This is a genomic window from Streptomyces aureus, from assembly GCF_001418135.1.
GTDB lineage: Bacteria > Actinomycetota > Actinomycetes > Streptomycetales > Streptomycetaceae > Streptomyces > Streptomyces aureus_A.
This window is the reverse complement of the sequence record NZ_LIPQ01000096.1, coordinates 29119-43252: the sequence shown is the minus strand read 5'-3', so window position 1 is coordinate 43252 and position 14134 is coordinate 29119. Positions and strand designations below refer to the sequence as shown.

Sequence of the window (14134 nt, the reverse complement as noted above, 5' to 3'; positions counted from 1 at the left end):
GCCCGCCACCCCCCGCCTCCAGCCGTTCCCGGGCACCTCGTTCTTCCGCAAGGAGACGAGCTCCCCGGTCATCACGGCCATGGGCCGCCGTCTCGTCGCCGAGGGCTGCGCCGCGTACACCGTCGGCCCCGGCCCCCGCTGGAGCGAGGCCGACCGGCTCAGCTACGCGAAGTGGCAGCGAAAGCTCGGCTTCCGCGGCTCCGACGCCGACGGCATACCCGGCGCCGCGTCCTGGAGCGCGCTGAAGGTCCCGTACACGAAGTAACCACCGCACCAGAGGAGACCCCGATGTCCGATGCCGCCCAGCGCACGGCCCGTACCGTCCTCCAGACCGCCGTCGGCATCGCCGTCGTGCTCCCCGCGATCGTCGACGCCTCCGGCGTCCCCGCGACCCTCCNNGCGCCCTCGCCGTCGCCGGCGGACTGGCCCGGGTGATGGCCCTGGACCCGGTGCAGAACCTGCTCCCGTCCTGGCTCCGCACCGACGGCGGCACCCGCGGCCCGATCAGCGGCCCGGCCGAGGGCGGTGCCGATGACCGATCCTGACCCGAACGACCCCGTCGCCGTCGCCCTCGAACTGGAACGGCTCCGCGGCACCCTGGAGGCCGGCTTCGCCCGCGTCGACGGCTCGCTCGCGCTGCTCGTCCAGCGCAGCGACCAGACCGACCGGCAGCTCGCCGACCACGAGGCCCGCCTCGACGACCTGGAACGCGCCCGCTGGCCGCTGACCAGCATCGCCGCGCTGGCCGCGAGCGCCGGAGTGCTCGTCGCCGTCTGGGAGCTGGCCGCCCGCTAGGGGCGGCCGGACACGCCGAAGGGCGGCCACCCCCACGGGGGTGACCGCCCTTCGGTTTCGCACTACTTACTGGTTGTACGGACCGTAGTCGTAGTCCTCCAGCGGAACGGCCTGGCCGGAGCCCGAGCCGAACGGCGAGTAGTCGATGTCGTCGTAGCCGACGGCCGAGTACATCGCGGCCTTGGCCTCCTCGGTCGGCTCGACCCGGATGTTGCGGTAGCGGGACAGACCCGTACCGGCCGGGATGAGCTTACCGATGATGACGTTCTCCTTGAGGCCGATGAGGCTGTCGGACTTGGCGTTGATCGCCGCATCCGTCAGGACTCGGGTCGTCTCCTGGAAGGAGGCGGCCGACAGCCAGGACTCCGTCGCCAGCGAGGCCTTGGTGATTCCCATCAGCTGCGGACGGCCGGAGGCGGGGTGACCGCCCTCGGTGACCACACGACGGTTCTCGGTCTCGAACTTCGAGCGCTCGACGAGCTCGCCCGGCAGCAGCTCCGCGTCGCCGGACTCGATGATCGTCACACGGCGCAGCATCTGCCGGATGATGATCTCGATGTGCTTGTCGTGGATCGACACGCCCTGCGAGTTGTAGACCTTCTGGACCTCGGCGACCAGGTGGACCTGGACCGCACGCTGACCGAGGATGCGCAGCACGTCGTGCGGGTTGGTGGCACCCACGGTGAGCTTCTGGCCCACCTCGACGTGGTCGCCCTCGCCCACGAGCAGACGGGCACGCTTCGAGATCGGGAACGCCGTCTCGTCGGTGCCGTCGTCCGGGGTGACGACGATCTTCTTGGTCTTCTCGGTCTCCTCGATACGGACGCGGCCGGCCGCCTCCGAGATCGGGGCGACACCCTTGGGCTGACGAGCCTCGAAGAGCTCGACGACACGGGGCAGACCCTGGGTGATGTCGTCACCGGCCACACCACCGGTGTGGAAGGTACGCATCGTCAGCTGGGTACCGGGCTCACCGATGGACTGGGCGGCGATGATGCCGACCGCCTCACCGATGTCGACCAGCTTGCCGGTGGCGAGCGAACGGCCGTAGCAGAACGCACAGGTACCGACGGCGGACTCACAGGTCAGGACCGAGCGGGTCTTGACCTCCTCGACACCGGCGCCCACGAGGGCGTCGATGAGCACGTCACCCAGGTCGACGTTGGCAGGCGCGATGACCTTGCCGTCGACGACGACGTCCTCGGCGAGCATCCGCGCGTACACGGAGGTCTCGACGTCGTCCGTCTTGCGCAGGACACCGTCGGCGCCGCGCTCGGCGATCCGCAGCTTCAGACCGCGCTCGGTGCCACAGTCCTCCTCGCGGATGATCACGTCCTGCGAGACGTCCACCAGACGACGGGTCAGGTAACCCGAGTCGGCGGTACGCAGGGCGGTGTCCGCCAGACCCTTACGGGCACCGTGCGTGGAGATGAAGTACTCCAGAACGGTGAGGCCCTCACGGAAGGACGCCTTGATGGGACGCGGGATCGTCTCGTTCTTGGCGTTCGACACCAGACCACGCATACCGGCGATCTGACGCATCTGCATCATGTTTCCTCGGGCACCCGAGTCAACCATCATGAAGATGGGGTTCGTCTTCGGGAAGTTCGCGTTCATCGCCTCGGCAACCTCGTTGGTCGCCTTGGTCCAGATCGCGATGAGCTCCTGAGTGCGCTCTTCCTTCGTGATGAGACCGCGCTCGTACTGCTTCTGGACCTTCTCGTCCTGCTCCTCGTAGCCCTTGACGATGGCCTTCTTGGCCTCGGGCACGACGACGTCGGAGATGGCCACGGTGACACCGGAACGGGTCGCCCAGTAGAAGCCCGCCGCCTTCAGGTTGTCGAGCGTCGCCGCCACGATGACCTTGGGGTAGCGCTCGGCGAGGTCGTTGACGATCTCGGAGAGCTGCTTCTTGCCGACGGAGTAGTCGACGAACGGGTAGTCCTCGGGCAGCAGCTCGTTGAAGAGCGCGCGGCCCAGCGAGGTGCGCAGGCGGAACGAGTCACCCTGCTGCCACTCCGGCTCGCCCTCTTCGGTGACCGGGGGAACCCAGCCACGCGGAGCGACGGTGCCGACGGGGAAGCGGATGTCGATCTGCGACTGCAGCGCGAGCTCGCCGGCGTCGAACGCCATGATCGCCTCGGCCGTGGAGCCGAACGCGCGGCCCTCGCCCTTGGTGTCACGGAGCTCACCGTCGGTGGTCAGGAAGAACAGACCGAGGACCATGTCCTGGGTCGGCATCGTGACCGGACGGCCGTCGGCCGGCTTCAGGATGTTGTTCGAGGACAGCATCAGGATGCGGGCCTCGGCCTGCGCCTCCGCGGAGAGCGGCAGGTGCACGGCCATCTGGTCACCGTCGAAGTCCGCGTTGAACGCGGTGCAGACGAGCGGGTGGATCTGGATGGCCTTGCCCTCGACCAGCTGGGGCTCGAAGGCCTGGATGCCGAGGCGGTGCAGCGTGGGCGCACGGTTCAGCAGAACCGGGTGCTCGGCGATGACCTCTTCGAGGACGTCGTACACGACCGTGCGGCCGCGCTCGACCATCCGCTTGGCGCTCTTGATGTTCTGCGCGTGGTTCAGGTCGACCAGGCGCTTCATCACGAACGGCTTGAAGAGCTCCAGCGCCATGGCCTTCGGCAGACCGCACTGGTGCAGCTTCAGCTGCGGACCGACGACGATGACGGAACGCGCGGAGTAGTCCACACGCTTGCCGAGCAGGTTCTGACGGAAACGACCCTGCTTGCCCTTCAGCATGTCGCTGAGGGACTTCAGCGGACGGTTGCCGGGGCCCGTGACCGGGCGACCACGACGGCCGTTGTCGAAGAGGGCGTCGACCGCCTCCTGGAGCATCCGCTTCTCGTTGTTCACGATGATCTCGGGGGCACCGAGGTCGAGCAGACGCTTCAGACGGTTGTTGCGGTTGATCACGCGGCGGTACAGGTCGTTCAGGTCGGAGGTCGCGAAGCGGCCACCGTCGAGCTGCACCATCGGACGCAGGTCCGGCGGGATGACCGGCACGCAGTCGAGAACCATGCCCTTGGGGCTGTTCGCGGTCTGCAGGAACGCGGAGACGACCTTGAGGCGCTTGAGCGCACGGGTCTTCTTCTGGCCCTTGCCGGTACGGATGATCTCGCGGAGGCGCTCGGCCTCCTCCTCCAGGTCGAAGGACTCCAGGCGCTTCTGCAGCGCCGCGGCACCCATCGAACCGTCGAAGTACGTGCCGAAGCGGTCACGCAGCTCGCGGTAGAGGAGCTCGTCGCCCTCCAGGTCCTGGACCTTGAGGTTCTTGAAGCGCGACCAGACCTCGTCCAGACGGTCGATCTCGCGCTGCGCACGGTCGCGCAGCTGCTTCATCTCGCGCTCGGCACCCTCGCGCACCTTGCGGCGCACATCGGCCTTGGCGCCCTCGGCCTCGAGCTCGCCGAGGTCGTTCTCGAGCTTCTTGGCGCGGGCCTCCAGGTCGGAGTCGCGACGGTTCTCGATCTGCTGACGCTCGACGGAGACGTGCGCCTCCAGCGAGGGCAGGTCACGCGTACGACGCTCGTCGTCGACGTACGTGATCATGTACGCCGCGAAGTAGATGACCTTCTCGAGGTCCTTCGGGGCGAGGTCGAGCAGGTAGCCGAGACGCGACGGAACGCCCTTGAAGTACCAGATGTGGGTGACGGGAGCGGCGAGCTCGATGTGGCCCATCCGCTCACGGCGCACCTTCGCGCGGGTGACCTCGACGCCACACCGCTCACAGATGATGCCCTTGAAGCGGACACGCTTGTACTTGCCGCAGTAGCACTCCCAGTCCCGGGTCGGACCGAAGATCTTCTCGCAGAAGAGTCCGTCCTTCTCGGGCTTGAGCGTGCGGTAGTTGATGGTCTCCGGCTTCTTGACCTCGCCGTGGCTCCACTGACGGATGTCGTCAGCGGTGGCCAGACCGATCCGGAGCTCGTCGAAGAAGTTGACGTCGAGCACTATGCGTCAATCCCTCTCAGGGTTGTAAGGCTTGGGGTCTGATACGGGGGTCCTGGGGCCGGCCGGGGACTCAGCGGTGAAACGCCGGGTCCCCGACCGAACTCCCGTCAGACCTCTTCGACGCTGCTCGGCTCGCGCCGGGACAGGTCGATGCCGAGCTCCTCCGCTGCGCGGAAGACGTCCTCGTCGGTGTCGCGCATCTCGATGGACATGCCGTCCGAGGACAGCACCTCCACGTTGAGGCACAGGGACTGCATCTCCTTGATGAGCACCTTGAAGGACTCGGGGATGCCGGGCTCAGGGATGTTCTCGCCCTTGACGATGGCCTCGTAGACCTTCACGCGGCCGGTCACGTCGTCGGACTTGATCGTCAGCAGCTCCTGGAGGGCGTAAGCGGCGCCGTACGCCTCCAGCGCCCACACCTCCATCTCACCGAAGCGCTGGCCACCGAACTGGGCCTTACCACCCAGCGGCTGCTGGGTGATCATCGAGTACGGACCGGTCGACCGGGCGTGGAGCTTGTCGTCGACCAGGTGGTGGAGCTTGAGGATGTACATGTACCCGACGGAGATCGGGTCCGGGAACGGCTCGCCGGAGCGGCCGTCGAACAGCCTCGCCTTACCGGTCGGGAGCACCATGCGCTCGCCGTCGCGGTTCGGGATGGTGTGGTTCAGCAGACCCGCGAGCTCGTCCTCACGCGCACCGTCGAAGACCGGGGTCGCGACGTTGGTGCCGGGGGCGACCTTGTCGGCGCCGATCACCTGGAGGCGCTGCGCCCACTCGTCCGCGAGGCCGGAGACGTCCCAGCCGCGGCTGGCGAGCCAGCCGAGGTGGATCTCCAGGACCTGTCCCGGGTTCATTCGGGACGGGACACCCAGCGGGTTGAGGATGATGTCGACCGGGGTGCCGTCCTCGAGGAACGGCATGTCCTCGATCGGCAGGATCTTCGAGATGACGCCCTTGTTGCCGTGACGGCCGGCGAGCTTGTCACCGTCGGTGATCTTGCGCTTCTGGGCGACGTAGACGCGGACCAGCTGGTTCACGCCCGGGGGAAGCTCGTCGCCCTCCTCGCGGTCGAAGACGCGCACGCCGATGATCTTGCCGATCTCGCCGTGCGGCACCTTCAGCGAGGTGTCACGGACCTCACGGGCCTTCTCACCGAAGATCGCGCGGAGCAGGCGCTCCTCCGGGGTCAGCTCGGTCTCACCCTTGGGCGTGACCTTGCCGACCAGGATGTCGCCGGCGACGACCTCGGCACCGATACGGATGATGCCGCGCTCGTCGAGGTCCGCGAGGACCTCCTCGGAGACGTTCGGGATGTCCCGGGTGATCTCCTCCGGGCCGAGCTTGGTGTCACGGGCGTCGACCTCGTGCTCCTCGATGTGGATCGAGGAGAGGACGTCGTCCTGCACGAGGCGCTGCGACAGGATGATCGCGTCCTCGTAGTTGTGACCCTCCCACGGCATGAACGCCACGAGCAGGTTCTTGCCGAGCGCCATCTCGCCGTCTTCGGTGGCGGGACCGTCGGCGAGGACCTGGCCCTCGATCACGCGGTCGCCCTCGTCGACGACGACCTTCTGGTTGACCGAGGTGCCCTGGTTCGAGCGCGAGAACTTGTGCAGGCGGTACGTGATGTACGTGCCGTCGTCGTTGGCGACGGTGACGTAGTCCGCGGAGAGCTCCTGGACGACACCGTCCTTCTCGGCCTTGAGCACGTCGCCGGCGTCGGTGGCACAGCGGTACTCCATGCCGGTGCCGACGAGCGGGGCCTCCGACTTAATCAGCGGCACCGCCTGACGCATCATGTTCGCGCCCATGAGGGCACGGTTGGCGTCGTCGTGCTCGAGGAACGGGATCATGGCGGTCGCGACCGACACCATCTGGCGCGGCGAGACGTCCATGTAGTCCACGTCCGACGGCTCGACGTAGTCGACCTCGCCGCCACGCTTACGCACCAGGACACGGGGCTCGGTGAACTGCAGGTCGTCGTTGAGCGCGGCGTTGGCCTGCGCGATGACGAAGCGGTCCTCCTCGTCGGCGGTGCCGTAGTCGACCTCGTCGGTGACCTGACCGTCGACGACCTTGCGGTACGGCGTCTCGATGAAGCCGAACGCGTTGACGCGGCCGTACGAGGCGAGCGAACCGATCAGACCGATGTTCGGGCCTTCGGGGGTCTCGATCGGGCACATGCGTCCGTAGTGGGACGGGTGCACGTCTCGGACCTCGAAGCCGGCCCGCTCACGGGACAGACCGCCAGGGCCCAGCGCCGAGAGACGACGCTTGTGCGTCAGACCCGACAGCGGGTTGTTCTGGTCCATGAACTGCGACAGCTGGCTGGTGCCGAAGAACTCCTTGATGGAGGCGACGACCGGCCGGATGTTGATCAGGGTCTGCGGCGTGATCGCCTCGACGTCCTGGGTGGTCATGCGCTCACGCACGACGCGCTCCATACGAGCCAGACCCGTGCGGACCTGGTTCTGGATGAGCTCGCCGACGTTGCGCAGACGACGGTTGCCGAAGTGGTCGATGTCGTCGGTCTCGACGACGATCTCGTTGCCGTTCTCGCCGATCGTCTCGGTCTCGCCCGCGTGGAGCTTGACCAGGTACTTGATCGTGGCGATGACGTCGTCGGTGGTGAGCACGCCGGCGTCCAGCGGCTCGTCCGCGCCGAGCTTCTTGTTCACCTTGTAGCGGCCGACCTTGGCGAGGTCGTAGCGCTTCGGGTTGAAGTAGAGGTTCTCGAGCAGCGTCTGAGCGGCCTCACGGGTCGGCGGCTCGCCCGGACGCAGCTTGCGGTAGATGTCGAGCAGCGCGTCGTCCTGGCCCTGGGTGTGGTCCTTCTCCAGGGTGGCGCGCATGGACTCGTACTCGCCGAACTCCTGCAGGATCTGCTCGGTGGTCCAGCCGAGAGCCTTGAGGAGGACGGTGACGGACTGCTTGCGCTTGCGGTCGATGCGGACACCGACCAGGTCGCGCTTGTCGATCTCCATCTCCAGCCAGGCACCCCGGGACGGGATGATCTTGGCGGAGAAGATGTCCTTGTCGGACGTCTTGTCGATGGAGGAGTCGAAGTAGACACCCGGCGAACGGACCAGCTGCGACACCACGACACGCTCGGTGCCGTTGATGACGAAGGTGCCCTTGTTCGTCATGAGCGGGAAGTCGCCCATGAAGACCGTCTGGGACTTGATCTCGCCGGTCTCGTTGTTGGTGAACTCGGCGGTGACGAAGAGCGGGGCACCGTACGTGAAGTCACGGTCCTTGCACTCGTCGATCGAGTTCTTCGGCGGCTCGAAGCGGTGGTCGCGGAAGGTCAGCGACATCGACCCGGAGAAGTCCTCGATCGGCGAGATCTCCTCGAAGATCTCTTCCAGACCGGACTTCCTGGGGACGTCCTGTCCCGACTCAAGGGCAGCCTCGACGCGAGCCTTCCAGGCGGCGTTACCGAGCAGCCAGTCAAAGCTCTCGGTCTGCAGCGCGAGGAGGTTCGGAACCTCGAGGGGCTCCTTGATCTTTGCAAAGGAGATGCGCAGCGGGGCGGTGCTTGCGCCGTTGTTCGTATTGGTCGAGGCGTTGCGCGAGGCGGCCAAGAGGGGGTCCTTCCGAGGGCTCGGACTCACTACGCGCGTACCGGTCCCCTGCATCGCTTCACGGCAGACTTTTCCTGATATGGCCAAAAAGCCAGGTCAGACGGGGTCGGTCCGAGTAGCGGATGCGAAGGTATGCCCCTGGTGACGGGCAGGGGGCAGCTAACAGGCAGCGCAAAGGGTCAGTGTAGCCACTTGGCTCACTGATGTCCAGGGCGAATAATTCGCGACCCTCGTTGCTCTCAACTCCGCGGTACCTCGCGCCGTGCGGCGCACCTCGATACTGCCCGTTCAGTCGTCGATCCATGCCTCGGAAACGGATCGTTGTGACGACGCGTCCTGAGAATTGCGCGCTGCGTGCGGTTCGTCAAGGCCCCCCGGTCTGCGGGGCGCACGGCGAAGATCACCATACTCCGCCGCCGACGGCCCTCGGGCCCCCCGCCACGCCCTTCCCGGGGAACGCCGAAAGGCGACCACCCAGAAGGGTGATCGCCTTTCGATGCCCCCGCGTTACACGGGGGCAGGAGTCAGCTTCAGCGACTCGTAACGGTCTTACTTGACCGTGACGGAGGCGCCGGCGGCCTTGAGGGACTCGGCAGCCTTCTCGGCGGCCTCCTTCGCGACCTTCTCGAGGACCGGCTTCGGGGTGCCGTCGACGAGGTCCTTGGCCTCCTTGAGGCCCAGGGAGGTGAGCTCGCGCACGACCTTGATGACCTGGATCTTCTTGTCGCCGGCACCCTCGAGGATGACGTCGAACTCGTCCTGCTCCTCGGCGGCCTCGGGGGCAGCGCCACCCGCGGCGGGGCCGGCAACGGCGACGGCCGCGGCGGCGGTGACGTCGAACTTCTCCTCGAAGGCCTTCACGAACTCGGAGAGCTCGATGAGGGTCATCTCCTCGAACTGGGCGAGGAGGTCGTCCTGAGAGAGCTTCGCCATGATGGGCGATCCTTCCACTAATTCGGCAGGTGCCGGATGTATAGAGAGGCGGGCGTTACGGCCCGCTACGACCTGTGCCTAGGCGGCGCAGATCATGACGCGAGCCGAATTACTCGGCACCGCCCTGCTCGGCGAGCTTGACGCGAAGCGCCTCCGCGGTGCGGACGAACTTCGACGGCAGCGCCTGCAGGAGCGAGGCAGTCTGGGACTGCTTGCCCTTGAACGCGCCGGCCAGCTTGCTGAGCAGAACCTCGCGGGACTCGAGGTCCGCGAGCTTCTTGAACTCGTCGGCGGACAGCGCCTTGCCGTCAAGGACACCGCCCTTGATGACGAGGTTCGGGTTCTCCTTGGCGAAGTCACGCAGAGCCTTCGCCGACTCCACCGGGTCACCGGTGACGAAGGCGGCCGCGGTCGAACCAGCAAGCTGGTCGTCCAGCGCGGAGATGCCGGCCTGGTTGGCCGCAATCTTGGTCAGCGTGTTCTTCACCACGGCGTACTGGGCGTTCTCACCGAGCGAACGACGCAGCGTCTTCAGCTGCGCCACGGTGAGCCCCGTGTACGAGGTCAGCACGACGGCGTTCGAGCTGCGGAACTTGTCCTCAAGCTCGGCTACCGCGGCAGCCTTGTCGGGCCTTGCCATAGAGCGTCGGCCTCCTTCCGGGTGATGAGGACCGCTCAGAAGGCACTGCCACAACAAAAACGCCCCGGGCGCAGGCGCTCGGGGCTCAGCTCAACCGCATCACGAAGATCCGGGAACTCATCCACAATCACCTGCGCGGGTCGTTCGCGTCGCAGCGAATCCTTCGGCCACCGCACCTTGACGGCACAGTGACGACCAGCGGTCTTTGGCTTCCTCGGAAGAGTACGCGACCGTCACGCCCGGGGGCAAATCCGGCCTGACCGCCCCCGGACGCCTGCCGCGCGTCAGGCCTGACCGCCCCCCGCGCCGAGACCCTTGAGCATCTCGAAGAGGTCGACGGTGTCCTTGGCGGGCGGAGCCTGGACGGTGGCCTTGGCGCCGTAGTCGGAGAAGTGCATCCCCATCGTCACCGTGCCCTGCGCCGTCTTCGTACCGATGTCCATCCGGGCCGGGTAGCCGTCCTCACGGACCCAGACCTCGGTGTCGTACGCCGTGATGCCGGCCTTCTTGACGCTCTCGACCAGGTCCGCGCGGTCCTTCTCGGACAGCACCTCCAGGGACTTGTTGGCGGCGACCATCTGCTCCAGGGTCAGCGTGCCCTTGTAGCGCTGGGCCTCGACGCCGTCGACCTTCTCGGCACCGAGGTGCTTGAGGTTGGGCGAGTCGAGGAGCAGGGCGAGCTGCTTGGCCGGGTCCTGGTTCATGTTCTCCAGGCCGCCGGTCATCGACTTCGACAGGGCCTTGTCGCCGGAGGCCTCCGCGGCGGCCCGCACGTCGAGCTTCATCCAGCGCTTGCCGTCCATCTGGGCGGCCTGCTCGGCACCCATGTCCATGTACATGACGTTTCCGAGCATGATCATGCGCATCGTGTCGGGGCCGCCGGCGTTGGCCGCGCCCAGCATCGAGCCCTTGACGGTGATGTCCATGACGGCCGGGTCCCAGCCCTGGACGCCGGTCATCTCCATGGTTCCGCCGCCCTCGAGACCGGCCGGCAGGTCCATCGTCATCCGGATCTTCGCGGACTTGGCGGCCGAGGTCTTCTCGTACGCGGTCCGGATCACCTTCGTGATGTCGCCGAGGCTCTGCGTCTGCGCCTTGTCGGCGCCCGCGGCCTTCCCGTCGCCGTCCTGACACCCCGCGACACCGGTGACGACGGCCACGGCCGTCAGGGCGACCCCCGCGCGCTTCCACACGGACACGTTCATCTGTTCCCCCACCCCTTGAGCACCCTCGTACGGTCCCTCGAACCGTAACAAAAAGCCGGCCCCGCACCTCCGAAGAGGTGCGGGGCCGGCTGACCACTCAGCGAGCCGGAAGGGCTCAGACCGCGGCCGGGTCCTCCTCGACGAGGAGGTTGCGGGTGCGGTTCGAGTCCAGCGGGATGCCGGGGCCCATCGTCGTCGTGATGGTCGCCTTCTTGATGTAGCGACCCTTCGCGGCGGACGGCTTCAGACGGAGGATCTCGTCCAGGGCCGCGGCGTAGTTCTCGACCAGCTTCGTGTCATCGAAGGAGACCTTGCCGATGATGAAGTGCAGGTTCGAGTGCTTGTCGACGCGGAACTCGATCTTGCCGCCCTTGATGTCGTTGACAGCCTTGGCGACATCGGGGGTGACGGTGCCGACCTTGGGGTTCGGCATGAGACCACGCGGGCCGAGGACGCGGCCGAGGCGGCCGACCTTGCCCATGAGGTCCGGGGTGGCCACAACGGCGTCGAACTCGTTCAGGCGGTTGCCCTTGGAGATCTCGTCGATGAGCTCGTCGGAGCCGACGATGTCGGCGCCCGCGGCGATCGCGGCCTCGGCACGGTCACCGGTCGCGAAGACCAGGACCCGGGCGGTCTTGCCGGTGCCGTGCGGAAGGTTCACGGTGCCACGGACCATCTGGTCGGCCTTGCGCGGGTCGACGCCCAGGCGGAAGGCGACCTCGACGGTGCCGTCGAACTTCGTGCTGGAGGTGTCCTTGGCGAGACGGACGGCCTCGAGAGGAGCGTAGAGCTTCTCGCTGTCGATCTTGGCGTCCGCTGCGCGGAGGGTCTTGCTGCGCTTCACTGCTTCTCCTGTTGGTTCAGGTGTGGAGTCGTGGTGCGGGCCAGCGCTGGCCCTACCACTAGGTCACGAGGGGGAGGTGATCAGCCCTCGACCGTGATGCCCATGGAACGGGCGGTGCCAGCGATGATCTTGGACGCGGCGTCCAGGTCGTTGGCGTTCAGGTCGGGGAGCTTGACCGTGGCGATCTCGCGGACCTGGGCAGCCGTGAGCTTGGCGACCTTGGTCTTGTGCGGCTCGCCGGAGCCCTTGTCCACACCAGCGGCCTTGAGGATCAGCTTGGCGGCCGGCGGAGTCTTGGTGATGAAGGTGAAGGAGCGGTCTTCGTAGACCGTGATCTCCACCGGCACGACCATGCCACGCTGCGACTCGGTCGCGGCGTTGTAGGCCTTGCAGAACTCCATGATGTTGACGCCGTGCTGGCCCAGCGCGGGACCGACCGGCGGGGCCGGGTTGGCCGCACCAGCGTTGATCTGGAGCTTGATAAGCCCCGTGACCTTCTTCTTCTTGGGAGGCATTGCTCTCTCCGGGTCCTAGTGAGAGTGTTCAGCCCGCCATCCGGTCATCCGGATGCAGGCATACCGCACAACGATAACGGGTATAGACGCGCGGCCAAAAACCGAGCAGGTCAGAGCGGCTGCAAGAGCCACTCTGACCTGGTCGGAAACTTGTGGGATCAGTTCTTCTGGATCTGGTCGAAGCTGAGCTCGACCGGGGTCTCGCGACCGAAGATCTCGACGAGGCCCTTGACCTTCTTCGAGTCGGGGTTGATCTCGTTGATGGTCGCCTGGAGGGTGGCGAAGGGGCCGTCGGTGACGGTGACCGAGTCGCCGACCTCGAAGTCCAGCACCTGGACCTCCAGCTTGCGGGCCGGAGCCGGCTTGCCCTCGGCCTCGGCGGCCTCGCGGGCGGCCTTCTCCTCGGCCTCCGGGGCGAGCATCTTGACGATCTCGTCCAGGGTCAGCGGGTACGGGTCGTAGGCGTTGCCCACGAAGCCGGTGACACCGGGCGTGTTGCGGACGACGCCCCAGGACTCGTTCGTCAGGTCCATGCGGACGAGCACGTAGCCGGGAAGCTTGTTCTGCTTGACGTTCTTCCGCTCGCCGCCCTTGATCTGGACGATCTCTTCCTCGGGGACCTCGGCCTGGTAGATGAAGTCCTCGACGTTGAGCGAGACGGCACGCTGCTCGAGGTTGGCCTTCACGCGCTTCTCGTAGCCCGCGTAGGTGTGGATGACGTACCACTCGCCGGGCAGGGTGCGCAGCTCCTCGCGGAGCGCGGCGACCGGGTCGACCGGGGCGGCCGGCTCGGCCTCCTCTTCGGTCTCTTCCTCGGCGTCCTCGACCTCGTCGGCGACGGACTCGTCGTCCTCGTCACCCTCGGCCTCGGCCTCGGCGTCCTCGTCGGTCTCCGCCTCGTCCTGGTCCTCGTCCTCGACCTGGAGAGCGGCTTCCTCGGCGGCCTCGCCGGCAACGTCGTCAGCAGCGTCGGCCTGGTCCTCGTCGGCGGCCTCGACGATGTCCAGCTCGTCCTCGACGGACTCGGACTCGAAGGCGTCGTTCAGGTTCGCGTCAGACACGGTGGCTGCTTCTTCCTGCGATACAGATGGGGTGGAACAAAAAGTCAGCCGAAGACGTACTTGACTGCTTCCTGGAAGCCATAGTCAATCACGGTGACAAGGCCGATCATGATGACGACGAAGATGATCACCACAGTGGTGTACGTCGACAGCTGGCTGCGCGTGGGCCAGACGACCTTGCGGAGCTCGGCGACGATCTGGCGGTAGAAGAGCGCGAGACGGCCCAGGGGGCCCTTCTTTCCGCGCTTGCCGCCCTTGCGGGACTTCTTCTTCTCGGCCTCGTCATCGGCATCAGGCATGTCGATGGAGCCTACGGCGTCCGTCACGATCTCTCACCTGATTCCGGGTCGGCCGTGCCGCGCCCGGGTGGAGCCGCACGGCGGTGCAATGAAGTACGTACATGCGCACAACACCTGGCGGTGTGTGTAGCAGGGCCGGAGGGACTTGAACCCCCAACCGCCGGTTTTGGAGACCGGTGCTCTACCAATTGAGCTACGACCCTTTGCTGGTGTCCCTCAACGTACCGCATCGTGAGATGTGGTCGGTGCGGGCCAACGAGGAGTGAGCATACGTGGTCAGAGGCCC

General features: G+C 66.7%; 11 protein-coding genes and 1 tRNA gene. 2 read left to right on the top strand and 10 right to left on the bottom strand.

Translation table 11 applies throughout. The features are described from left to right. On the top strand, positions 1–265 hold a 265-nt coding region (locus tag AOK00_RS09910), incomplete at its 5' end, for a peptidoglycan-binding protein (protein WP_173861533.1). Between the two features lie 266 nt (positions 266–531). Continuing rightward, positions 532–795, top strand: a complete 264-nt coding sequence (locus tag AOK00_RS09900; RefSeq protein ID WP_030318708.1) for a hypothetical protein — start codon at positions 532–534, stop codon at positions 793–795. 66 nt (positions 796–861) lie between these two features. Here the strand turns inward: AOK00_RS09900 and AOK00_RS09895 are convergent, their stop codons facing one another. The 10 genes from AOK00_RS09895 to AOK00_RS09850 form a co-directional block, all read right to left on the bottom strand. Further along, a complete protein-coding gene (locus tag AOK00_RS09895; RefSeq protein WP_015035542.1) occupies positions 862–4761 on the bottom strand; it encodes a DNA-directed RNA polymerase subunit beta' in 3900 nt (1299 codons plus the stop codon). 107 nt (positions 4762–4868) lie between these two features. Next, positions 4869–8351 carry a DNA-directed RNA polymerase subunit beta gene (gene rpoB / locus AOK00_RS09890; protein WP_055599931.1) on the bottom strand — a complete coding sequence of 1161 codons (3483 nt, stop codon included), beginning with the start codon at positions 8349–8351 and terminating at the stop codon, positions 4869–4871. A 549-nt stretch (positions 8352–8900) separates the two neighbouring features. After that, positions 8901–9284, bottom strand: a complete 384-nt coding sequence (rplL, locus tag AOK00_RS09885) for a 50S ribosomal protein L7/L12 (RefSeq protein ID WP_055599930.1) — start codon at positions 9282–9284, stop codon at positions 8901–8903. 109 nt (positions 9285–9393) lie between these two features. Next, positions 9394–9924: a 50S ribosomal protein L10 gene (gene rplJ, locus AOK00_RS09880; protein ID WP_030318714.1), complete on the bottom strand. Its 531-nt coding sequence runs from the start codon at positions 9922–9924 to the stop codon at positions 9394–9396. A gap of 284 nt (positions 9925–10208) precedes the next feature. After that, on the bottom strand, positions 10209–11129 hold the full coding sequence (locus AOK00_RS09875; RefSeq protein ID WP_055599929.1) for a hypothetical protein: 921 nt from the start codon (positions 11127–11129) through the stop codon (positions 10209–10211). Positions 11130–11244: 115 nt separating this feature from the next. Further along, complete coding sequence (gene rplA, locus AOK00_RS09870; RefSeq protein WP_030318718.1) at positions 11245–11973, bottom strand: 50S ribosomal protein L1; 729 nt, start codon at positions 11971–11973, stop codon at positions 11245–11247. An 80-nt stretch (positions 11974–12053) separates the two neighbouring features. Then, entirely contained in the window at positions 12054–12488 is a 435-nt protein-coding gene (gene rplK, locus AOK00_RS09865) for a 50S ribosomal protein L11 (protein ID WP_030318720.1), read from the bottom strand. Between the two features lie 158 nt (positions 12489–12646). Further along, positions 12647–13549: a transcription termination/antitermination protein NusG gene (gene nusG, locus AOK00_RS09860; RefSeq protein WP_055599928.1), complete on the bottom strand. Its 903-nt coding sequence runs from the start codon at positions 13547–13549 to the stop codon at positions 12647–12649. A 44-nt stretch (positions 13550–13593) separates the two neighbouring features. After that, positions 13594–13875 (bottom strand): preprotein translocase subunit SecE, encoded by a 282-nt coding sequence (secE, locus tag AOK00_RS09855; protein WP_055599927.1) that lies wholly within the window; start codon positions 13873–13875, stop codon positions 13594–13596. Positions 13876–13978: 103 nt separating this feature from the next. Continuing rightward, positions 13979–14051: transfer RNA gene (locus tag AOK00_RS09850), tRNA-Trp, on the bottom strand. Positions 14052–14134: the final 83 nt, after the last annotated feature.

Excerpts from the sequence above, each read along its gene's own strand:
- AOK00_RS09875 (WP_055599929.1), bottom strand. The coding sequence starts at position 11,129 with ATGAACGTGTCCGTGTGGAAGCGCGCGGGGGTCGCCCTGACGGCCGTG.
- AOK00_RS09900 (WP_030318708.1), top strand. The coding sequence starts at position 532 with ATGACCGATCCTGACCCGAACGACCCCGTCGCCGTCGCCCTCGAACTG.
- rplJ (WP_030318714.1), bottom strand. The coding sequence starts at position 9,924 with ATGGCAAGGCCCGACAAGGCTGCCGCGGTAGCCGAGCTTGAGGACAAG.
- rplK (WP_030318720.1), bottom strand. The coding sequence starts at position 12,488 with ATGCCTCCCAAGAAGAAGAAGGTCACGGGGCTTATCAAGCTCCAGATC.
- rplL (WP_055599930.1), bottom strand. The coding sequence starts at position 9,284 with ATGGCGAAGCTCTCTCAGGACGACCTCCTCGCCCAGTTCGAGGAGATG.